18 protein-coding genes are annotated in these 20,502 nt (G+C 42.8%); 2 read left to right on the top strand and 16 right to left on the bottom strand.

Annotated features, from left to right (window positions below; genetic code table 11):
• Window positions 1-129: 129 nt before the first annotated feature.
• From REC12_RS06215 to REC12_RS06195, 5 genes are all read right to left on the bottom strand, one after another.
• Entirely contained in the window at window positions 130-615 is a 486-nt protein-coding gene (locus tag REC12_RS06215) for a ferritin-like domain-containing protein (protein ID WP_308892950.1), read from the bottom strand.
• Window positions 616-808: 193 nt separating this feature from the next.
• Window positions 809-1,420, bottom strand: a complete 612-nt coding sequence (gene wrbA, locus REC12_RS06210) for an NAD(P)H:quinone oxidoreductase (RefSeq protein WP_308892949.1) — start codon at window positions 1,418-1,420, stop codon at window positions 809-811.
• Window positions 1,421-1,684: 264 nt separating this feature from the next.
• Complete coding sequence (locus tag REC12_RS06205) at window positions 1,685-4,561, bottom strand: FAD-binding and (Fe-S)-binding domain-containing protein (RefSeq protein ID WP_308892948.1); 2,877 nt, start codon at window positions 4,559-4,561, stop codon at window positions 1,685-1,687.
• A gap of 1,059 nt (window positions 4,562-5,620) precedes the next feature.
• Window positions 5,621-7,351 carry a cell wall-binding repeat-containing protein gene (locus REC12_RS06200; RefSeq protein ID WP_308892947.1) on the bottom strand — a complete coding sequence of 577 codons (1,731 nt, stop codon included), beginning with the start codon at window positions 7,349-7,351 and terminating at the stop codon, window positions 5,621-5,623.
• A gap of 304 nt (window positions 7,352-7,655) precedes the next feature.
• Window positions 7,656-8,858, bottom strand: coding sequence for a multidrug efflux MFS transporter (locus REC12_RS06195; protein ID WP_308892946.1), 1,203 nt, complete (start codon window positions 8,856-8,858; stop codon window positions 7,656-7,658).
• A 280-nt stretch (window positions 8,859-9,138) separates the two neighbouring features.
• Here REC12_RS06195 and REC12_RS06190 point away from each other — a divergent pair, with 280 nt between their 5' ends.
• Entirely contained in the window at window positions 9,139-9,702 is a 564-nt protein-coding gene (locus REC12_RS06190) for a sigma-70 family RNA polymerase sigma factor (protein ID WP_308892945.1), read from the top strand.
• The gene (locus REC12_RS06185; protein WP_308892944.1) at window positions 9,699-11,021 is read left to right on the top strand and encodes a hypothetical protein; all 1,323 of its coding nucleotides are present in this window, start codon (window positions 9,699-9,701) and stop codon (window positions 11,019-11,021) included. The genes REC12_RS06190 and REC12_RS06185 overlap by 4 nt, the downstream gene beginning before the upstream one ends.
• 143 nt (window positions 11,022-11,164) lie before the next feature.
• Here the strand turns inward: REC12_RS06185 and REC12_RS06180 are convergent, their stop codons facing one another.
• The 11 genes from REC12_RS06180 to REC12_RS06130 form a co-directional block, all read right to left on the bottom strand.
• Window positions 11,165-11,752: a hypothetical protein gene (locus REC12_RS06180; protein WP_308892943.1), complete on the bottom strand. Its 588-nt coding sequence runs from the start codon at window positions 11,750-11,752 to the stop codon at window positions 11,165-11,167.
• Complete coding sequence (locus tag REC12_RS06175) at window positions 11,749-12,828, bottom strand: zf-HC2 domain-containing protein (protein ID WP_308892942.1); 1,080 nt, start codon at window positions 12,826-12,828, stop codon at window positions 11,749-11,751. The genes REC12_RS06180 and REC12_RS06175 overlap by 4 nt, the downstream gene beginning before the upstream one ends.
• Entirely contained in the window at window positions 12,825-13,370 is a 546-nt protein-coding gene (locus tag REC12_RS06170; protein WP_308892941.1) for an RNA polymerase sigma factor, read from the bottom strand. The genes REC12_RS06175 and REC12_RS06170 overlap by 4 nt, the downstream gene beginning before the upstream one ends.
• A gap of 440 nt (window positions 13,371-13,810) precedes the next feature.
• The gene (locus REC12_RS06165) at window positions 13,811-14,113 is read right to left on the bottom strand and encodes a hypothetical protein (protein WP_308892940.1); all 303 of its coding nucleotides are present in this window, start codon (window positions 14,111-14,113) and stop codon (window positions 13,811-13,813) included.
• Window positions 14,114-14,151: 38 nt separating this feature from the next.
• A complete protein-coding gene (locus tag REC12_RS06160; protein WP_308892939.1) occupies window positions 14,152-15,162 on the bottom strand; it encodes a uroporphyrinogen decarboxylase/cobalamine-independent methonine synthase family protein in 1,011 nt (336 codons plus the stop codon).
• A gap of 111 nt (window positions 15,163-15,273) precedes the next feature.
• Complete coding sequence (locus tag REC12_RS06155; protein WP_308892938.1) at window positions 15,274-15,870, bottom strand: Ntn hydrolase family protein; 597 nt, start codon at window positions 15,868-15,870, stop codon at window positions 15,274-15,276.
• A 454-nt stretch (window positions 15,871-16,324) separates the two neighbouring features.
• Window positions 16,325-17,968, bottom strand: coding sequence for a chaperonin GroEL (groL, locus tag REC12_RS06150; RefSeq protein ID WP_308892937.1), 1,644 nt, complete (start codon window positions 17,966-17,968; stop codon window positions 16,325-16,327).
• 64 nt (window positions 17,969-18,032) lie between these two features.
• On the bottom strand, window positions 18,033-18,317 hold the full coding sequence (gene groES, locus REC12_RS06145; RefSeq protein ID WP_308892936.1) for a co-chaperone GroES: 285 nt from the start codon (window positions 18,315-18,317) through the stop codon (window positions 18,033-18,035).
• Between the two features lie 267 nt (window positions 18,318-18,584).
• Window positions 18,585-19,412: an NYN domain-containing protein gene (locus REC12_RS06140; RefSeq protein ID WP_308892935.1), complete on the bottom strand. Its 828-nt coding sequence runs from the start codon at window positions 19,410-19,412 to the stop codon at window positions 18,585-18,587.
• A 148-nt stretch (window positions 19,413-19,560) separates the two neighbouring features.
• Window positions 19,561-20,064 (bottom strand): MogA/MoaB family molybdenum cofactor biosynthesis protein, encoded by a 504-nt coding sequence (locus REC12_RS06135; RefSeq protein ID WP_308892934.1) that lies wholly within the window; start codon window positions 20,062-20,064, stop codon window positions 19,561-19,563.
• Window positions 20,061-20,498, bottom strand: coding sequence for an MOSC domain-containing protein (locus REC12_RS06130; protein WP_308892933.1), 438 nt, complete (start codon window positions 20,496-20,498; stop codon window positions 20,061-20,063). The genes REC12_RS06135 and REC12_RS06130 overlap by 4 nt, the downstream gene beginning before the upstream one ends.
• Window positions 20,499-20,502 lie beyond the last annotated feature (4 nt).

The raw sequence follows: 20,502 nt of genomic DNA, 5'->3' as shown, positions 1-20,502 counted from the left end.
AATAGCCAAAAAGCAAAAAAGGAGTATCGCAGACTACTTTTTAAAGTAGTTTTGCGACACTCCCCTTTTCGTACCTCTGTCAGTAGAATCACGCCGGTCCTTGTATTCTTTTTAAAGCATTTTCCAAACTTAATAATCTTCTCTTAAGCCAAATTCGGCGGCTTCTACCCATTCCTGTGAGTGACTAATAAGTACGATCAACTGATTAATTATTGCGTAATGATTTTCTTCTTGCTCTATCAAGTATGCAAATAACTTTTTTGATTCGTCATCCGCTGCTTCAGATAAAAACTTTTGATAAAGAATTATACTTTCTTTTTCATTTTTCAAAGCCAATCTATAGGCATCTAATTGGTCAGGAGTTTGTTTAGTTTCAATATTGATTGCCCCAAGTTCATGAAATATGCTTACGGCCTTTGTATGCATTTCATCCTGCCCTAAATCATAACTTAACCCGTCAGCTTTCTTTTGCAGAACTTTTGCATGCCTGCTCTCATCTTTAGCCAATAGGAGAAAGACTGTTTCCAGGCTATTTTCTTTATTGATTTCAGCCTGCTCAATGTAATATTTTTCTCCTTCAAGTTCCATATTTATTGCAAATTCTAAAATATTCATAACGTTTCCTCCAAAACCAAAGTTTTTTCTTGAACACTACAAAGATTTTCATTAGACTTATCATTATATTTTTGGCATATGATCTAATTATTTTATAGTTTCATGCTTAGGTTGGAAAGGATTCTAAAATTCATTTGAAATTTGCCATTTAAATAGAATCACCATGCTTTTTAGTTCAACAATTTAAGCTTGCCTATTCTTTCCCCTTCTTTAACCAGCTGGCAACTTCAACCGTTCTTTTTGCTTGATGAAATACGGCGTCTTTTACGTCTTCTACCATTTTGCCATCCTGTCCCTGGGTAACTGTCGTTCCATAGGGATTACCACCCGCTTTATAAATCGAGGCATCCGTATATCCGGGCGGCACAATAATTGCACCCCAATGCATCATTGAAGTATATAAGCTCCTAACGGTACCTTCCTGACCGCCATGGGAATTCTGTGCGGAAGACATAGCGCTAACAACTTTATTCGTCAGCTTTCCTTGAGCCCATACTCCTCCTTGAAGGTCAATAAACTGTTTCATTTGAGATGCTATATTCCCAAAACGCGTAGGCACACTAAAAATAATGGCATCCGCCCAATCGAGATCAGCGGAACCCGCTTCCTGGATATTCTTTGTAGCTTCCACATTTGCTTTCCATTGAGGATTGTTGTTAATAACTGATTCCGGAGCCAGTTCATGTACCTTGAGCAGACGCACCTCCGCACCCGCTTCTTTTGCAGCTTCTGCCGCCCACTGAGCTAACTGATAATTTATTCCCGTCATGCTGTAATAAATAACTGCAAGTTTTACGCTCTCCATATACATCCTCCTCATTCAATTTGCCACTTAAAATTTCCCTAACTTCCACAAGGGTTTGATATGGTTGCTTATAGTACTTTCCACATTCATTCAATTAAATCCTTTTTTATTTTTAAAAAACTTCTATTTTATAATTAATTTATATTGTTGCTTTAAAATCTTTTTTTACTTAATGTGACTGAATCGCTTGTTTCTGCGAGTTCTCTGGCCTACTTTCCTTCCTTAAAAAGTTAAAAATTACTTCCCGGATTCAAAAAGCCAGAGCTAAATTGATTTTGTACACTTGTCCACCAGGTAAACAATTGATTGATAGCTGATACCGCTGTGAAGAGACAAACCGATTTCACAGGTTCGACTATTGGAATATCCTGCTCGACAGTTGTCGGGCAACGTCTCTTTAAGCGCTGCTAAAGCCGAGCGGTTCAACTCCGGAAAAGTAAATCCGCGGTCCCCCGCAAAACCGCAGCAGTGGACATCCTCAGGCATAATGACTTCCTCGGCACAGGCATGGGCCACTGTGTAAAATTTTTCTTTTAAGTTCATCTTTATCGAACTGCAGGTTACATGAAGAGCAATTGTTTCTTTTGACTGAGTAAACGCCAGCCGATCAAGCAAAAAGTCATAGATAAATTCAACCGGCTCATAGAGCTTCAACGAATGCATCACCCGCTTCATTCGATACAAACACGGGCTTGTATCGCACAAAACCGGATAGCTACCTTCTCCACTGGCAGCGAACAGAGCCTCCTCAAGCTCCTTGCTTTTTCTATCGGCCGTCTCAAAAAAGCCTTTACTTTCCCAAGGCATACCACAGCAAAGCCCATTCATTTTTGGCAAGGAAATAACTTCACAACCCGCTTTTGTCAAAACAGAGAGCATCGCCTCACTTAGAGCCCTTTGATCTCGATCATTTTTGGCCGTTCCCATAGAGCGACTAATACAACTTGGAAAATACACGACTTTTAACGGTGATGAGCTGCCGTTTGTGTGGAGTGTTTTGGCTTTATGCTCCTTTAGAAATGGAACCTTGCCCCCCTTCGGCATCCACGGGTTCCAGAGAGGGATAGCATTTCCGGAAATTTTTCTGGCACCCTGCGTTAGGCTCTCCATCAGCTTCGTTCCCAAAAGGCCATGTGCTCCATTAACCACTCCAAGCCCCAAACGCATAACACTTGTTACTCCGCCCATATGATTGGCTAAGCTTTCCGCAACCCAGCGGGTAGTGGGCGTGACTGACTGCGAACGCAAGAATTTAACATAGTCCCCGGTGTTTATCCCCAAGGGACAGGTAGTAGCGCATAATCCATCCACTGCACAGGTTTTATTGCCAGGATAATCAAAATCCTTTTCCAAACGGGATAAACGTTCGGGTTCTTGACCCGTTCGCTTCAATTCCTGAATTTCTCGCTGAATTACAATACGTTGTCGCGGTGTCAAAGTGAGGTTTTTAGATGTACATATATTTTGGCAAAAGCCGCAATTTGTACAAGTATCAATAATTTTATGGGCTTGGGGCATATTTTTTAAGTTTTCTAAATAACTGTGTGGATCGTCATTAATGATGACACCCGGGTTTAAGAGGTTTTCCGGATCGAAGGCGGCCTTAAGTCGTTTCATTAGAATATAAGCTTTTTTTCCCCATTCTTGTTCAACAAAAGGAGCCATATTTCGGCCCGTTCCATGCTCCGCTTTTAAAGACCCGCCGAAGCGTGACACTACCAAATCGCTGACGTCCCGCATCAAACCTTCATAACGCGGTAAATCCTCGGAATGACCAAAGTCTTGAGTAAATACGAAATGAAGATTCCCATCCAGGGCATGCCCATAGATGATGGCATCAGGATAAGCATATTTATCGAGAATTTCTCTTAAGGCTAAGGTCGCTTCAGCTAAGTTTTCTTTGGGGAAAGCTACATCTTCTATGATTACTCCCGTCCCCAACTCTCTAATCGCTCCTACTGCCGGGAAAATACCTTTGCGAATGTTCCAGAGATTTTCATACTCAGCTTTTACAGCCGTAAAACTTATAGGAAATACGGTAGGTATTTCTTTAAGAAGGTCTGCCACTTGTTTAATTTTTTGCTCCAAGAATTCATGATCTGCCCCTCGAACCTCAATAAGCAAGGCAGTGGCAGTAGGAGAAAGAGCCTTCAGATATTCCGGCATACCGGGCTTGTCTTCCATAGTTTTCAACGAGATTCTATCCATTAATTCAGCAGCAGAAACTGTTTCCCTATCTAATTTTTGAACCGCCAAGCAAGCTTGTTCCATATCCGCATAGATGATCAACGCCGAAGCTTTATGCGCATGTTCAATCACCGTATTATAAGTAATCTCTGAAATAAAACCTAAGGTTCCCTCCGATCCGATCATGAGATGCTTAATAATCTCGATAGGATCTGTGAAATCCACAAAAGCATTGAGGCTGTAACCCGTAGTATTCTTGATTTTATATTTACGGTGTATTAACTCCACCAATTGAGGATCGGACATAATCTCATCTCTGATTTCACTAATTTTGCTAACCCACTCCGCTTTAGAGTTAAGAAAATCCGAGCAGGATTTCAGATTCCCTGTATCCAGCATGGTTCCATCGCCAAAGATGATTTTCATCTCGGCAACAGTCTTGTAACTGTTATCGGCAGTCCCGCAACACATGCCGCTTGCATTGTTAGCCGCCATTCCCCCGATCATGGCGTGATCGATAGATGCCGGATCAGGCCCGATCTTTCGAGCATACTGTGTCAAAAAGCGATTAGCTTCAGCCCCAACAATTCCTGGTTCTAAAACTATCTTTTCCCCTTCATCCAAAATAGAATGGCCTCTCCACGCCCCTTGCAAAACGACAAGAACAGAGTCTGTCACAGCTTGGCCTGAAAGGCTTGTCCCAGCGGTTCGAAAGGTAACCGGAACTTTATATTCTTGAGAAGCTCGCAAAATCTTGGTTATCTCCTCGGGAGTTCGAGCTTTTAAAACAATTTTAGGAATCAGGCGATAAAAGCTGGCATCGATCCCATAAGCCAAGGTATATAAGGGATCACAAAAGCGGCGATTAACCGGAATGCAGTGACTGACTCTTTCCCAAAAGTCTTGAAAAGGTTTTGGCAATCTCGCTATGTCTTCTAAAAGAACTTGGCTCATCACAATCTTCCTCTCTATTCTTAGAATAAGGCCACCACGAAGCGTATTAGGTCCACCACATGTTCATCCAGCGGATAGTCGTTCTCTTTTAGTGACGTATAGTAACCTCATAGATTCTACATGCTAAATCTGCTGACCGAGGTTCTCTGACAGTCACACTCTCTCAAAATAAGAGCCGTAACAGATACAACGACGTTTCCTCTGAATGCCTTGAGGTTTTACTATCTATACTTCCCATACTTCTACGTCAAGACTGTTAAATCCTCTTTCATATAGAAATTATTTTCTATTTATAATGATTACATTTTATTTTTTTAGCTGAAACCCGTACTCTACCTTAAATTGCAAGAAGAACTGGTTAACTCATAGAGAGATGCAAATCGGGAAAAGATGTAAGCTCCGGATGGAAAGACATTGTTTTTTTTAACCCGATCAAAACCGCATAAAAAATATAATGCATTAAAAATCTCAAAAAAGGACGTACTCTGCTTTTATACCAAGCAAATACGTCCTTTAGAGAGGAAAAAAAATCCCCTCCTGAAGAGGGGGAAGAGAAGAAGGAACAGGTCTTATGAAAAACGCTAAGCTTGCGAGCAAGTTGTTACTTATGATAATAAACTATATTTGTTATGATTTGATGAACATTATGTGATTAATCTGTTAAACCTTATAATGGAAAAAACCGTGGCCAGGGGTCAAACCATATTAACCGCTCAATGAATGTAGTATTTTTATAGCTAGGTAGTCGTTAGAATGCGCATCTAAATGTTTATTAGTTCCCTCTTGGTGAATTATTAGTTCACCATTCCAATATTCTTTCACAACATACACTTCGCCGAGTCCATTCTCATAAGTTCTAATTCTTTTAATGATTTTAACCACCCCCCTTTATAATATTAAATGGAGGAGAAGCTTAGAATTTAAAATAATAGTTTATATTGACTAACTCCATGCTTCAGAATAGCTTTAAGAAGAGTGTCTTCTAAGCAAAGCCTGGTTTCATTAAAAGAAAGAAGAACTGTAGAGGCCGAGTGAACCCCACTGATACAAGATCTATCTTTAATTAGTAATTTCACCGAACATAGGTACAATATCTAAAGCCGAATTTGTTGTAACTCCGCTATTTAAGTAAACACCGGTTATAGTAACTTCAGTCAGTGATTCAGGATTAATATTCGGGTAAAATTCCAATTTGATTAAACCATGCTGCGCTGTAATTGTACCTACATTTGTTTTGAATTGAATATCATTTGCAAGAGGTGACTCTGTAATATCAGCGCCGTATTGATCATTCACAATATATGTTGCATAACCTATCTTGTCAGTTCCATCCGAAGAGATTATCGCCAGTTTAGTTGAAGTTATCGTAATTTTACTGACCTTTTGATCTGAAGTTTGACTAGGAGTTGGAACTTGAGACGCCGGGTCAGTAACGGGGAAAGTATAACTGGAAGAGTCTGAGCCGGAAGAAGAGTCAAGACTTATAACTATGCCGGTGGTTAAGTCAACAAGCGTAATAATAACCGGTTTATCAATATCTGAAGAAGAATTATAAGTTATCGTGCCTATGCCTTTGCTCGGATCTAGGGTAACTGATGACTTTACTGAGGCAACGGCCGATAACTGGGTAGCCGGGACGCTTGAGGTAATGTCTTTCCCCGTTCCATCAAGTACTTGATACTTAAAGGTTGCAGTAGTTGCCCCAACTTTGGTGAGATTGCTTAACCTAAGAGTCTTAAACGCTTTAGTTAGGCTATCTCCATTCGTTGCATTGGACGGATTCAGATCAGTTATTACAGAATCGGGAATAATCCCCGTTCCGCCAAATACATAGACATGGCTTGCATTGGCAACTCTTTGCTGATAGTAACTTCTCGTATTTGCCGGAGAATCATTATTAATAAGGGTTATAGGTTCTGATAGCTTAGCACAATAGGCAGTGCCTGCCAAGGCATCAGCAAAACCTTCACCTGTCGCTAAGCAGATACTGTCTGAATTAAAATCCGTAACGAACGTTTGATTTATAAGGATATTTCTGGCATATTTATCGGCCCCTAAGATCCGTACGGTATTGGGGAACTGTTGAGCCACTTGATCGCTAATAATATCCGAATCTCCCACAACATAGGTTTTACTGACATTGAGAGTCGAAAGGTAACTCTTAACAGTATCAGGCATAACATCATAAGGTACAAGAATAATTGGGATTTGCTTCATAGAAGCAATGGATGCAACCGATAAAGCGTCGGGATAATCTTCACCAGTGACCACAAACAACGTTGATGGCTTGGAATTGACTTGTTGAGCAACTTGAACCGCAGTGGCGTACCGATCATTCCCGTAAACTCGTGTTGTCTCCAGCCCCATCGTTTGAAGTTCAGACTCAACCGCCTGAGATATCACCGCTGTTCCACCAATAATAACTACTTTTTTCACTTGCAAATCTAACAAGGTCTGTTTTGTAGTACTTGGTAAACTTCCAGTATCCGTTAATAAGATGGGAGCATTAAATTTCTTGGCTAAAGGAGCAGCGGACAGTGCATCAGGATAATCTCCACCGAAAGCTAAAATAGCATAATCAGATTGAGACCAGCCCGACCTGGCGATCTGAGATGCCGTTTCATAACGATCAATACCTGCCAATCGAGTAATGGTTGGCGATGAATTTGCTAAAGTTACTGTAGGAATAGCCAAACTAATAAGAGTAATTAGGCTAAGGATTAAACATAGCTTTGAGCTTCTTTTCCTTAGAGACATTAAAAATTCACTTCTTTCCTCTTTATTTTCCAAGGATTGCTTTAATCCTACGTTGGGCGGCTCGCTTAAAACCATGCGCTTTAAACGCAATCAGGTCTTTCAGCCGACCGCAGATCGGAATTTAAACCACCGACTTCTAGTTGGTGGTTATTTAGTTAAATAAAGTATAGCATCTTCGTTACTTATTTTTTTGTCACAAAAAGTAGTATTTTGTCCTTAATAAAAACTTAATATTTAGGGTACCAACTAAAGAAACCTTGCCTGGTCGGGTAGTGACAGCAACAACCGAATTTTTAAAACCGGGGGGTGTCGTTTCTAGTATGAGAAATTGATGCCTCTAGGCCTTTAAACTCGGTACTGTCAAACGACCTCTGTTCGTAAGATAAACCCAAAGAGCATTGGCGAAAAGCAGGACACTAGTGGAAAAGAATACATAATGGAAACCCCAATAGGCGGCCATCTGGCCCCCCATTATAGGTCCCGCTACGTTTCCCAGGTTTTGAGCCGCGTTATTGTATCCGAAGACCCGGCCTGAAATTGAATTCGGGATGTTGTTTTTAAGAATCGAATTAATGGAAGGCAAAAAACCTGCAGTTGCTATTCCCATCAGGAAGCGCAGGACAATCAATTGCCAGGAATTTTGAACGTAAGCTTGCGGAATCATAATTGCCGCAGTTACCATGAGACAGACAAACAGGATCAAATAAGGTCCTACCTTGTCGGAGAGCTTGCCGAGAAAGGGAGCAATCAGGACATTAGCTAAGCCGACGGCGGAGACCACAGCACCGGAAATAATGGCGATATGACTGGCGTTTTTCATCAACAGCTTGACATAGATGGTAACAATAGGCTCAATCGACATATTGGCGAGCTGAAGCATAAAGGATGTAATAAACATGGCGACCAGTATCTTCGGCTTATCAATGGCCTTCCATAATTCGCGGTTGGACAACTTAGCCGAGTTGTTGGGAACAAAATCCTCGCGGATAAAGGCAACCGAGATCAGAAAAGCCAAAAAAAGAAAGCCCCCGGTAATATAAAAAACATGGCGCATGCCAATAACTTCGGCCAAGCCGCCGCCGACCAGAGGACCGATCAGTGAACCTCCGACGGAACCGGCCATGAGAGTTCCCAGAGCCCAACCGGAATGTTGCTGAGGAGTTTGTGAAGAAACCAGAGTAATCGAGGCTGGTATATAGCCGGAGATTGCGCCCATCAAAAGGCGCAGGCCAGCCAGTTCATAAACATTCTGCACAAAGCCGATTAAAACCATAATCACGGCCATGCCCAAACTGGCTCGGATTAACATGAGCTTGCGGCCATGGATATCGGCCAGTTTCCCCCAAAACGGCGAGACTATAGCGGCAGAGAGAGCAGTAGCGCCGAAGGCAACTCCGGACCACTGTTCAACACTGGCAATGTTGTGCACTCCCAGTTCCTGGATGTAAGTAGGCAAAAAGGGAATTACCAGGTTCATTCCGGCCATGGTAGCAAATGAGCCGAACCAGCAGATAATTAGGTTGCGTTTCCAGATTGGCATCACTATTTCCTTTCAGTTCTCGAAATTTAGCACTTAACCATTTTATCCCCGTTTGCACAAAGATACAAATGATAAACTTCACGTAAAGACTAACATTTGGACAAAATGGCCTTTCAGAGTTTAATTTTTTACCTAAAAGAGATAGTACGCCGGAATACTAGCAGAAATGTTAACGGAAACGAATATGGCTATTTTTTATTTTTATGATTCTAATAAGTGCTCCTGTGCGGGAGATTTGCAAGATTTTTAACGTAGTAATTGTTGAAGACGAGGTGAGCATGTGGAAGAGAAAGAGATGTTAGCCGGCTTATTGAACCACGACCAAGCGGCGTTGAAATCTTTAATGAACGCCTATATTACTGACGTGTATTCCTTAAGTTCCGCGATCATCGGCGGAGTTGGCTCGGCGGAGGACATTGAAGAATGCAGCAGCGATGTTTTCTTCACCGCCTGGAAATCCATAGACAAGTATTCTCCGGACAGGGCAGGCCTAAGGACCTGGGTTTTAATGATCTGTAAATTTGTTGCTCTTGACCGACGGAGAAACCTTAAAACTAAAATCAGCCAGCTCCCTTTAGCTGAAGAGGCAATTCCGGCAAAGATTTTGACAACCAGCTTTGAGACTGTCGAAGAACGCCAGGAATTACAAACGGCTCTTAAATCCTTGGCCAGGCAAGAGCGCGAGCTGATCTACAGACGATATTTTCTTGATGAAAGCATTAACGATCTGGCCAGCGCCTATGGTTTGACACGCCAGGCGGTTGATAATAAACTTTGGCGGGCCAGAAAGCTCCTGAAAAATCTTTTGGGTAAAAAGGAGCGGCAGGGGGTGGAAGAACTATGACTGATAATTTTACAGACAGTAAAGAAGCATTGGAACGATTAATTATTCCTGATGATATCACAGAGTTCATTGAGTCGTATTCTCAGAGCCCCAACCAAGAGGCGCTTGCGAGAATAGAACATCGCACGCTGAGAATGGTGCAAAGTGAACCGAACGTCTCTCGACGCTGCCGTTTCAAACTATGGCAGGTTATGGCGGCAGCTGCAGCGATTATCTTGCTTTTTGCGGGAATAGGCCCAAACAGTATTGCTGGCGCCGTGAACAGACTGCTCGTTTTTATCCCGGGGTTTGGCATCAGTTCATCTCAAAATGTCAACCTTTTTGCACCGAATCCCGTTCGGGCAGAGAAAGACGGGATAAAAATAGATATTAACGGCGTGTTGGCGGACAGCAAAGGAACCTCACTTATGGCTTATGCCGAAGGTGGGACTGTGGACCTGAACAGCTCCTATTTGCTTGACTCGGCAGGTGTACGTTATCCTTATCAAAGCGGGAACATGGTTGTGACAGGAAGCGGGAACACGCGTGTTCAAACCAATTGGGCATGGTATAAGGCGTTGCCTGCTGATCTCAAGCAGGTAGCTTTAGTAGTTCCCAGTCTGTCAGACTGGACGATAAACATTCCTCTCACAGCCGGAAAAGATTCGGATACGGCTGAGAATTTCGGCCCGGCAGTTACCGTCAATAATGTGACGGTAGCCGCTCAAAGCTCAAGCTTCCCCGATGAAACAAAGGTTACCCTCCTGGTCCAGAGCTTAAGAGGCGGGGTGCCTGAAGCTATAGAAGGCGCAACCGTTGAAAATGCGAATGGCTCTAAATCCTATCTGCTGAAAAGTCAGGCCGGATATGTCGGAAGCGGTTTAATATATTTCTCGACAAGCCCTAATCTCGGCGACAGGCTTGACGTGACGATACCATCGGTCAGCCTGCTTCAGGATGTTCATGCCGATATAACGCTCCCGGTACCTGGAAAGAATTCTACGGCAATGTTAAATAATTCTCTTAACCTAGGTACCTGCAGTCTAACATTGACAAAAGCAGAAGCTCTAAACCAAGACAATCAAGATTGGCTGCGGATTTATATCACTCCCGACTTAGTTAACGGGGCCATCGTTAACGGTATGCTCAATAACCTAAGCGTCAATGGAAAAGCGGAGAATTGTATGGGTGAGTTTGATCCGTCAACTGGGGGCATTAAATGGTTGCAAATACCCTATCCGGCCGGGGAAACAAGCATAAAACTGACTATAGGAAAAATTGATGTCCTTGTCAAAGGACCATGGAAGCTGAAGGTACCGGTTAAACAAGAGTTTAACTGATTTCCGGGTCAAACTTGCTCCTGAAGAGCAAAATAAACTGCCTCTTTTCGGACGGGACTGAGTTCAGCGATTTAAAGAGAGGCAGTGTTTTTCTATTCTCTGTTTTCCCCCCAAGCAGTCTTCTTTATCTAATGAGTTTGACCTCATTTCTCAGGCAGAGGTGAAGGCTCGACCTGATTCAAGGCAATCGTAGCATCAACGTAGATTTTTCGCCAAGTTTGTTCTTTGAAAACGGGAGAGAATGGCTCGCACTTATTAAGTTCATCCTGCATTAAACTGAACATTGAATGCCAGCCGTCGTTTATGATTTTCCAGCGTTTCAAATTTTCAGTTGAAATATGGCCGTTGTTTTTCAATTCTTCCTGCATTAATTTGCTGACACTGGTTTCATAGTTAATAAACGATTCAACGGTTTGTACCGTACTAAACGGAATAATTTTTTGGCCGTAAGGTAAGGCAACGGCTGAATTAAGCTGCTGAGACAACATTTCAGTATAAGCATTGACTGTTGTCAGACTATCCGCATCAGGACTTTGGTTTCCTTGGTAAGCAGACAGCAGCCGGATTCCAACCTGAACAACTTCTTGAGTGCCATTACGCCATGCGGTGTTCAACTCTCTCGACCTGCCGACATAAGCGTTGATTAAGATCAGGTTCGCCAGTACAGATACTGTTAAGAGAATAAGCACAACTGGTTTTTTTAACCCTTTACTTTGGAGCTTATTGATCATTCCGGCTGCCCTCCGTTCAAGTTAAGATTGGTTTTAATCCCCGGTATCACCTGAATGATATGATTTATTTTTAGGGACCAGTGTTTGGACGGAGAATGAGGCGCAGAGATACTGAATTTCTTGGGGTCGCTGATAGTCTGCTCAGGCTCAGAGTTAACGTTCCAAACATTGCCCAAGCGGTCGTCGAAGGTGAAGTTGAGTTGGAAGACGCCCACTTGGGTTGCCGGGGTCAGTTGATGGTAGCTGACGCTAAAAGTCGAGTCATTTAACTGCAAACTGTCAATCATAAAATCTATGCCCTGGAAGCTGAACGGCCGGTTAAGGGCTATTGTCTGCTGCCCGCCGCTATAATCAAAATTAAATCCTGTTTCCGGTCCTTTCAGCCAGGCATAAAGAGTGTAAGTTTTGAAGACTAATTCCGATACGGGCTGAGTCAGCGGCTGAGTGATCAGCTGGCCGGTTGTCCGGCTATCCGGACCGGAGCTCCAGCCGTTGGAGCTGAGCGGGAGAGAAGCCCCGGTAGCAGCGTCAATCAGTGAATTCTGATCAAACCAATAGCGACTATCCTCCCCCTCAATCCGCTCTACCGGGCTGTCAATATTCCAGCGCAGTGAATAGTTTACAGAGATTCTTCCGGCATTTTCAGCCGTATGATCAATGCTGAAGGTAATACCCCAGCGTTTAAGCAATTGTTCCGCCGGTGGTGACACGCTTTGCAAGGCACTCATTTGTTTGTTGAATAGTTCTTTTTGCTCCTGCAGTTGTTTTTGAGAGGCTTTTTGGCCGGACCATTGGCCGTAATACAAGGCCCCCCAGGCAATTAACAAGACCATAACTATTGCAACCGAAACAGTACATATCCGGCGGCGCTGCCAGCGCTTCATAAAGCTTTCAAGGGAATTGGCCGGAGGTTCCACGGCTTCCCAATTCAAGGTCTTTTTAGGCGATTCTTCCGGCAGCCTATGGCAATCGGGACACGAACGCAGATGTTCTGAAACAAATTGCGCACTTTCTGCGCTGAGCTCATTGTCCAGATATAAAGGCCAAAGATCGTGCACAAGCTTACATTCGTTCATGGCGATCCTCCTAACCGCTCGTATTCCTCAATGAATTTTTGTTTGGCTCTGAAAAACATAACCTTTGCCGACGCCTCCGTCTTATTCAGTATGTCGGCAATTTCCCGATGACTCAGGTTCTCCGTCTCTTTAAGCAAAATAACCGTGCGGTATTGCTCCGGCAAAGCCTGAAGTACCTCGTTGACTGTATCGCTCAAACATCGTCGTTCCAATATAGCTTCCGGACTGTTGTGAGACGGTTGCCGGGTCATTTGCTCATTAACTAATTTATTGAATAGCCGTGTTGATCTGGTAGCCTCTCTGTTTTGATGCAGATAAACATTGCGGGCTATTTTATAAAGCCAGGTTTTTACGTTTGCCGTTCCTTTGTAACGCTGCCAGGAGGTCAGTACCTGCAGAAAAGTTTCCTGAGTGAGCTCTTGGGCAACAACGCCCGAGCCGCAGAGCCTCAATAAGTACCGGTAGATGGGTAACTCAAAATGCCGATATAAATCGGCAATTGTTTTAAACGTTACTTCAAGCGGAGAATTGCCCGTACTCACCGTTTCTTTCCTTTCCCGCCAGCCTGCTATCTTACTGTATTTAAACTCGGCTTATCACTTATTATAGTAACTAAAAGCGCAAAAACGTTACACTGATTTATTAATTTTTAGAGGCTTTCCATAAAAAATTATCTTTCTGTACTCAAATTTCAATTGTGTTGATTCCAATCAGTCGATAAGGTTTCCTTGAGGTTTCACAACAAAAATGGCCCGTACATCAAAAAGTACAGGCTATTTTTGTGTATTCATAACTTAATAAATTCAAACATGTTTAGAAGCAATCTTCCGAAACACTACCAGAAGCCCGACACAAAGCCTATAAAGCGAATCAAGCTTTAGATTATTCTCTGCCGATGAATCGCTAAAGACATTAAGTTTAGATTCCAGCTTCCGGTTTTGTGTAGCAATAAGCAGAGGAACTTTGGCAAGAGATGGAGAAACTAAGCCCGATCCCAGGTAAGCTTTCCACCTACTCCAAGTTGAGTTATATCCATCTTTTCCGAAGGCCAAATTACAATAAAAAACTCTTCCTGGCTTCTCTTTGCCAAACATATCCAAGGCCTTTGAGCATAGGGGTGTCTTAAACTTATTTCCATACGTTCAATGCTATAGCCCTTATGTTGAAGAAGCTCAGATACTTTATCTGCCGGAAGTAAAACATCGTCACCACACCCAGCTATGTTGAAAATTATAGAAATAATAATAATCAGTAAAAAAAGTAAATTAAGACCTCTCTTGCTCACCTGACCTGACTCACCTCATTCAGTTCACAAATCCAAAGTTAACGACTCCGAAGACTTTTGGAGATCTCTCTTAATAAGGCGAAAGAGTTTTGTACGCTCAAAGTTCCATCGTTATTAATCAAGCAGCAACGCGAAGGAGCCAGCCAGGATCGTTCATACAATAAGTCGTCATCCAATCCATGCTGGTTAAGAAATTTCCATAACTGGAGCAGCCGGTTTGTAAGCGTTTCGGTCGTCTCCAGATTCAGCTCACCTGTTAAGGTAGGGACGATCCCCCAGGATATAATTCCTCCCCGCTTCAAAAACTCCTTAACCTCATCGACATAGCGCACTAAGATATGTCCCCAACTGAAAGCATCCACTGACAGAATATCCAGCTTGGCATTCAAAAGAAACGCCCAATCCGGATTGCCGCATAAGTGAACCCCTTTAGGACCCGGGAGTTTGGACAAAAAAGCACTATACTCACCAAAGGCTGCTTCATACGTGTAAGCACTTAGAGAGTTAAAAATCATTTCCAGTCCAGGCTCATCCAGCCAGACAAAAGGATTGGCATGAACTCGTTTTAATTGGTTATATTGCCATGTTACCTTGTGCTGAAGAAAATCATATAAAATCTCCCGCACAAAATCATTATAAATCATAGGCTTGCGTTCTTCATCACAGATTTTAAGCCCAAAACTAATAGGTCCAACACTTTGTCCATGAATCATTGCATAAGCGGAAAGATCCTCCTGCAAAAAGCCATTAAACGCCGCGGAAGATTCTTGAGCCAAGGCAAAATATTCCGGAAGGGCACTATTCTCCAGATAGTTATCAATTTCCTCGGCAAATCGCTGATGAGAAAAAACAACACTCCTTTTTATTTCATCAATAATTATACCTGGAAAATGTTCGGCAAATTGGGCATACATATCTTCCCGGAATCGGAAATGAGGCAATTGAGGCCAAAACGGAATATCCAAACTAAGCGCCAGCTTCTGAGCATCTTGTAACTCTTTATGCGGTAAAATGCCCATAGCAGTAGTCAAAGCCTTGCCTGATAACATATTTTCCACCTCTTAAATATTTTGATAATTCACAAAATATTATAACAAGTGTTTTTTCTTCCCATAGTGAGTCCAATCACAGTTTAATTTGTCTAGCAGGGAAAATTTCTTTCATCGCCTAAGACAAAACCATCTTTTATTTTTATTTACGGACATATCATTATTAGCGATGATATCATTCAGCATTTCCTGGATAACTTTCATTGTTTCCGGAGTTCCATCATAAAGACGATAAAGTTCTTTAAATAGATTTTCAACCCAAGTCTTATCTATATATTGGCTGGGTGACAGATAATATCCTATTTCCTTTTCACTATATTCCAATTCTTCCAATTCCCTTATCGTGCTATCTATAATGTAAACCTTCAATTCATTGGCTATAGTCATTCCTCCAAAAAATACTTTAAAATTATAATTCGTTATTACATAATGGCGAACACTTTCAAGCCATTTCGCTATTACGTCTTTACTCTCCAATAACCCACTTTCTAGGATGGCTTGCTCTAAATTCGAGCTATCAATAAATTTCTGCGCATCTTCCACCAATCCGGCAATAGCCATAAAAACTTGGTCGGATAATAAAAAAATTTTCTGGTGATTTTCGCTTTTGATTCTGTGAATGGTTCCATTAGCATACAGTTCGATTGTACGGCTGTCGGCCATCGCGCTGACAAAAGAATTAGATATTACTATAGATACAAAACTCATCCTATAGCACCTCAAACAGCTCATATTTTATCTTGAATTAAAAACATAGCCACCATAACCTTACTCTACATATTATGATACCACATACGAAACCAAAATTTGCACAACATCCGTATCTACCCGATGGCTAATCTTTCTTATCTCCCTTGACAACTCAGGAAGGCAAAACCGATTTACGGTACGCCGGATTTCCTGGAAGCCATCATAGCGGCTGAAAGAAAATATGATAACATCTCTGTACGCGGCAAATAGTGCCCCCTATAAGTCTGAGCTTGCCATAAAAAGAGACTTCTCAAAAGTTCAGCAGAACTCATGAAAAGTCTCTAAATTCATCCATACCACCACAGGGTATGGAACATATTTTATTTGATTGCGTTACTCTTACGTTACTTTTGGCGTACAATAAGGATCTTTATGAATCAAATTATGGTATAAACGGGCTGTAAGCTTTGGCTTACATCATACCGCCCATGCCACCCATGCCACCCATTCCGCCCATGCCAGCCATAGCACCGGCGCCGCCATCTTTGGCAGGAAGGTCAGAGACTAAGCACTCGGTGGTCAGGAGCATAGCTGCGATGGAACCGGCATTTTGCAGAGCTGAACGGGTAACTTTGGCCGGGTCAACGATACCGGCTGAGATCATATCTTCGTATACTTCAGTGATAGCATTGAAACCTGTTCCACGGTTGGAGGAACGCACTTTCTCAACCACGACTGAGCCTTCGTGACCGGCATTGTTGGCGATTTGACGCAGGGGCTCTTCCAAAGCACGACGAATGATCATAACTCCGGTTCCTTCGTCCCCGCTCAGTTGCAGTTGATCCAAAGCGGGAACAGCATCAATTAAAGTTGTTCCGCCTCCGGCAACAATCCCTTCTTCAACGGCTGCACGGGTAGCGGCTAAAGCATCTTCGATGCGAAGTTTCTTTTCTTTCATTTCGGTTTCGGTTGCCGCGCCTACTTGAATAACTGCAACACCGCCGGAAAGTTTAGCTAAGCGCTCTTGGAGTTTTTCACGGTCAAAGTCGGAAGTGGTTTCTTCGATTTGTCTCTTGATAGCTTCGACACGTTTCTTAATGTCCTCAACATTGCCGGAACCTTCAACAACCGTGGTTTCCTCTTTGGTGATGCGAACTTGACGGGTACGGCCAAGCATATCAATTGTGGTGTTTTCCAGTTTCAGACCGAGATCTTCGGTAATAACGGTTCCACCCGTCAGGACGGCGATATCTTCCAGCATGGCTTTACGGCGATCACCAAAGCCAGGTGCTTTAACGCCAACGCAGACGAAGGTTCCTTTAAGTTTATTGACAATAAGAGTAGCTAAAGCTTCTCCGTCAATGTCTTCGGCAATAATTAAAAGTTGTCTGCCGGCTTGTACTACTTTTTCCAAGACGGGCAGCATATCTTGAATGGAGCTGATTTTCTTATCCGTGATCAGGATGTAAGGGTCATTAAGTACAGCTTCCATTTTCTCCGTATCGGTAACCATATAAGCTGAAATATAGCCGCGGTCAAATTGCATTCCTTCAACCACTTGAAGCTCAGTAGTCATGCCTTTGGCCTCTTCAACGGTGATAACTCCGTCTTTACCTACTTTTTCCATAGCTTCCGCAATCAGGTTGCCGATGGTTTTGTCGCTGGCTGAAATCGAGGCAACTTGGGCAATGGCTTCACTTGTTTCCACAAGTTTGGCGTTAGCTTTGATGTCTGCAACAACGAGGTCAACGGCTTGCTCTATCCCACGTTTAATTCCCATGGGGTTTGCTCCGGCAGCTACGTTCTTAAGACCTTCTCTGATAATAGCTTGCGCCAATACTGTAGCAGTTGTTGTACCGTCTCCGGCGACATCATTTGTTTTAGTGGCCACTTCTTTGACAAGCTGAGCACCCATATTTTCAAATGGATCTTCAAGTTCGATATCACGAGCGATGGTAACACCGTCATTCGTGATGAGGGGAGAACCGAATTTCTTATCTAATACCACATTACGTCCTTTAGGTCCGAGAGTAACACGAACTGCTTCTGCGAGAGCATTGACACCGCGCTCTAAAGCCTGCCGGGCATCTTGATTAAAAATAATTTGCTTTGCCACGTTATTCACTCCTTAATAATAGTATCAATCATCAGCATTTAGAATAGGTATTTAGTGACTTAAATTAGCCGATAACAGCCAAAATATCTGCTTCTTTTAAAATCAGGTATTCTTCACCATCATACTTCACTTCGGTACCGGCGTATTTGGAGTAAATGACTCTGTCGCCAGTTTTAACATCAAGCGCAACGCGAGTCCCTTTTTCCATTTTGCCAGGTCCTACTGCAACAACTTCACCTTCTTGTGGCTTCTCTTTAGCGGTATCTGGCATAATAATTCCGCTCTTAGTTTTTTCTTCCATCGGGAGTGCTTTAATGATTACCCGATCTGCGAGAGGTTTAATGTTCATGAAGAAAAGACCCTCCTTAATGTTGTTATTTATTACTTGTTAGCACTCGGCTTTATTGAGTGCTAACAATATATCTATAATAATATGCAAGGAAACCCGGGAAAGCAACCCCACCAAATCCTCAAAATTAGCCTTGTACATCAAATAGGTTTAAATTACTCCTATTTTCTATAAAAGCCATTATATTAGATTTAGCTCTAGGCCTCCCCAGTCCCTTGTAATCACTAACCACTATAGTTTCCATATTATTGCCATTTTATGCATTGGTTAGGTGTCCAAAATCAACTTCGATTGACGTTGTGTCACCTCTTCAAGCATCGGCCCCAGTGCTTCCACCACTTTTTTTTGCTGAAGATTAAGGAGGTATATTTTCGTTTTTCCGATTTTTAAATTCCGATCCGAATGTTCTTTTTCGGTAAGCATATTTTCTCGCAGCATATAGCGAATGAACTCTTTGACTTGAGGAATCGATCGTCCCAAAAGTTCAGCCAGAGCTGCTCTCGCCTTTGTTGAAGCAACATAGGGCAGCCGGATTTGAAGAGTTCCGATAATTTGTATCCCTTGAATGAGATCCTGTTCCGGCTGATATTCTGCTTCCGGGTTCTCGTGAAGCACCCATTCCAAGAGATCATCTCCTTCGCAATATGGCTGCAAAGTGTGATGAACACTGCCACCCACCCCTATTACTTTGACTTCTTTTCCCCATGCTCTGATTTTTCTTAAAAGGGACAGAAAATCGCCATCACCTGTAATTAACAAAAAAAGGTCAAAGGTGGATGCTCGCGTGAGCAAGATCTCTTGAGCTTCCAGCATCAGTTCTAAATCAGCCGCATTGCGGCGAAGCCCTGTACTGGCAAAATTATTCTTGCTAAATACATGCCTTGTAAAAACATTTGTTTTCTCAAAGGTGGTTTGTGTCCGCCAAAATTCCTCGCGGTCAAAATTAGCGTACAAATAAACCGCCTGTAAATCCATAGTATTACGTTTAGCATAATGCTGTAAATATAGTACCAATTGTTCCGGCGTCAATTCATAACCATGTTCATGCAAACTCGTCCAGATGTTTTCGTAATCAACAAACGCAATGGCTTTCATTATTATCATCACCTTTCAAGCCATGTCTACAATATCATACGCTAAACACTGGACAAGGGTGACAGACTACAGCCGAAGGTTATACTTTCAGACAACAATAAAGGCTTGCACAACACTGCGTTGGGAAAGCCTTTATCTATCGTCTAACTTAATTTGACTTAGGAGGGGACCCGCATTCACTTGCTTCCCCTTTAAGAATTTGCAAACCATGAGGTAAAGCGGGGGAAATAGCAGCAAAACACTCGCGAACAGCTTTAAGGCTTCCAGGCATATTGATAATTAACGTTTGTTTCCTTAAAACCGCCACTGCTCTGCTAAGCATAGCTTTGGGCGTCACCTTCAGGCTTTCCTGACGCATCACTTCCGCTATGCCGGGTACAAAACGGTCGGCAACAGCCAAGGTTGCTTCCGGAGTGACGTCCCGGAGAGAAAATCCCGTACCTCCCGTCGTGAAGATCAAGTCCAAGCCGAGTTCATCTACCCAGCGGCGCATAGTTTTTTCAAGCAGCGCTTGGTCATCGGGAAGAATAACATATTCGACAACTTCCCAAGCCATTTCTTCGACTAGTTCCTTTAGAGCAGGGCCTGAGAGATCTTCCCTTTCACTGCGCGCCCCCTTATCACTGGCCGTAATAATTCCAATCCGCATCATTGTTCAATCACCTCAATGGTATCTCCCACACGGACCGCTCCGCCTTCCAGCAAGCGGATGAAAATTCCTTCCCTCGGCATCACACAATCTCCCGCTTGATAAAAAATGGCACATTTTGAATGGCATTCCTTGCCAATTTGCGTCACTTCACCAATACTTGTAGCGCCTATTTTTAATTTTGTTCCGATTGGCAGAGAATATAACTCCAACCCCTCTGTCGTTAGGTTCTCCGCGAAATCCCCCGGACCAACCTTCAGCCCTTTGTCTTGCATGGTTTTTATGCTTTCCATTGCCAATAAACTGACCATGCGATGCCAGTTTCCGCCATGGGCATCTCCCTCAAGGCCAAAATCCACCTTTAAAATTCCCTCACCCACATTCTTTTTGCGCATGCCTTTTCGTTCACTTGTACAGACGGCAACTATTCTGCCCAACCTA

The organism is Candidatus Desulfosporosinus nitrosoreducens (assembly GCF_030954495.1).
GTDB classification, from domain to species: domain Bacteria; phylum Bacillota; class Desulfitobacteriia; order Desulfitobacteriales; family Desulfitobacteriaceae; genus Desulfosporosinus; species Desulfosporosinus nitrosoreducens.
Note: the sequence above shows the minus strand (reverse complement) of the source record. Positions and strands in the feature narration are given on the sequence as shown.

Coding starts and splice junctions, on each gene's coding strand:
- REC12_RS06215 (WP_308892950.1), bottom strand. CDS start 615: ATGAATATTTTAGAATTTGCAATAAATATGGAACTTGAAGGAGAAAAA.
- wrbA (WP_308892949.1), bottom strand. CDS start 1,420: ATGGAGAGCGTAAAACTTGCAGTTATTTATTACAGCATGACGGGAATA.
- REC12_RS06205 (WP_308892948.1), bottom strand. CDS start 4,561: ATGAGCCAAGTTCTTTTAGAAGACATAGCGAGATTGCCAAAACCTTTT.
- REC12_RS06195 (WP_308892946.1), bottom strand. CDS start 8,858: ATGCCAATCTGGAAACGCAACCTAATTATCTGCTGGTTCGGCTCATTT.
- REC12_RS06185 (WP_308892944.1), top strand. CDS start 9,699: ATGACTGATAATTTTACAGACAGTAAAGAAGCATTGGAACGATTAATT.
- REC12_RS06180 (WP_308892943.1), bottom strand. CDS start 11,752: ATGATCAATAAGCTCCAAAGTAAAGGGTTAAAAAAACCAGTTGTGCTT.
- REC12_RS06175 (WP_308892942.1), bottom strand. CDS start 12,828: ATGAACGAATGTAAGCTTGTGCACGATCTTTGGCCTTTATATCTGGAC.
- REC12_RS06160 (WP_308892939.1), bottom strand. CDS start 15,162: ATGTTATCAGGCAAGGCTTTGACTACTGCTATGGGCATTTTACCGCAT.
- REC12_RS06155 (WP_308892938.1), bottom strand. CDS start 15,870: ATGAGTTTTGTATCTATAGTAATATCTAATTCTTTTGTCAGCGCGATG.
- groES (WP_308892936.1), bottom strand. CDS start 18,317: ATGAACATTAAACCTCTCGCAGATCGGGTAATCATTAAAGCACTCCCG.
- REC12_RS06140 (WP_308892935.1), bottom strand. CDS start 19,412: ATGAAAGCCATTGCGTTTGTTGATTACGAAAACATCTGGACGAGTTTG.
- REC12_RS06135 (WP_308892934.1), bottom strand. CDS start 20,064: ATGATGCGGATTGGAATTATTACGGCCAGTGATAAGGGGGCGCGCAGT.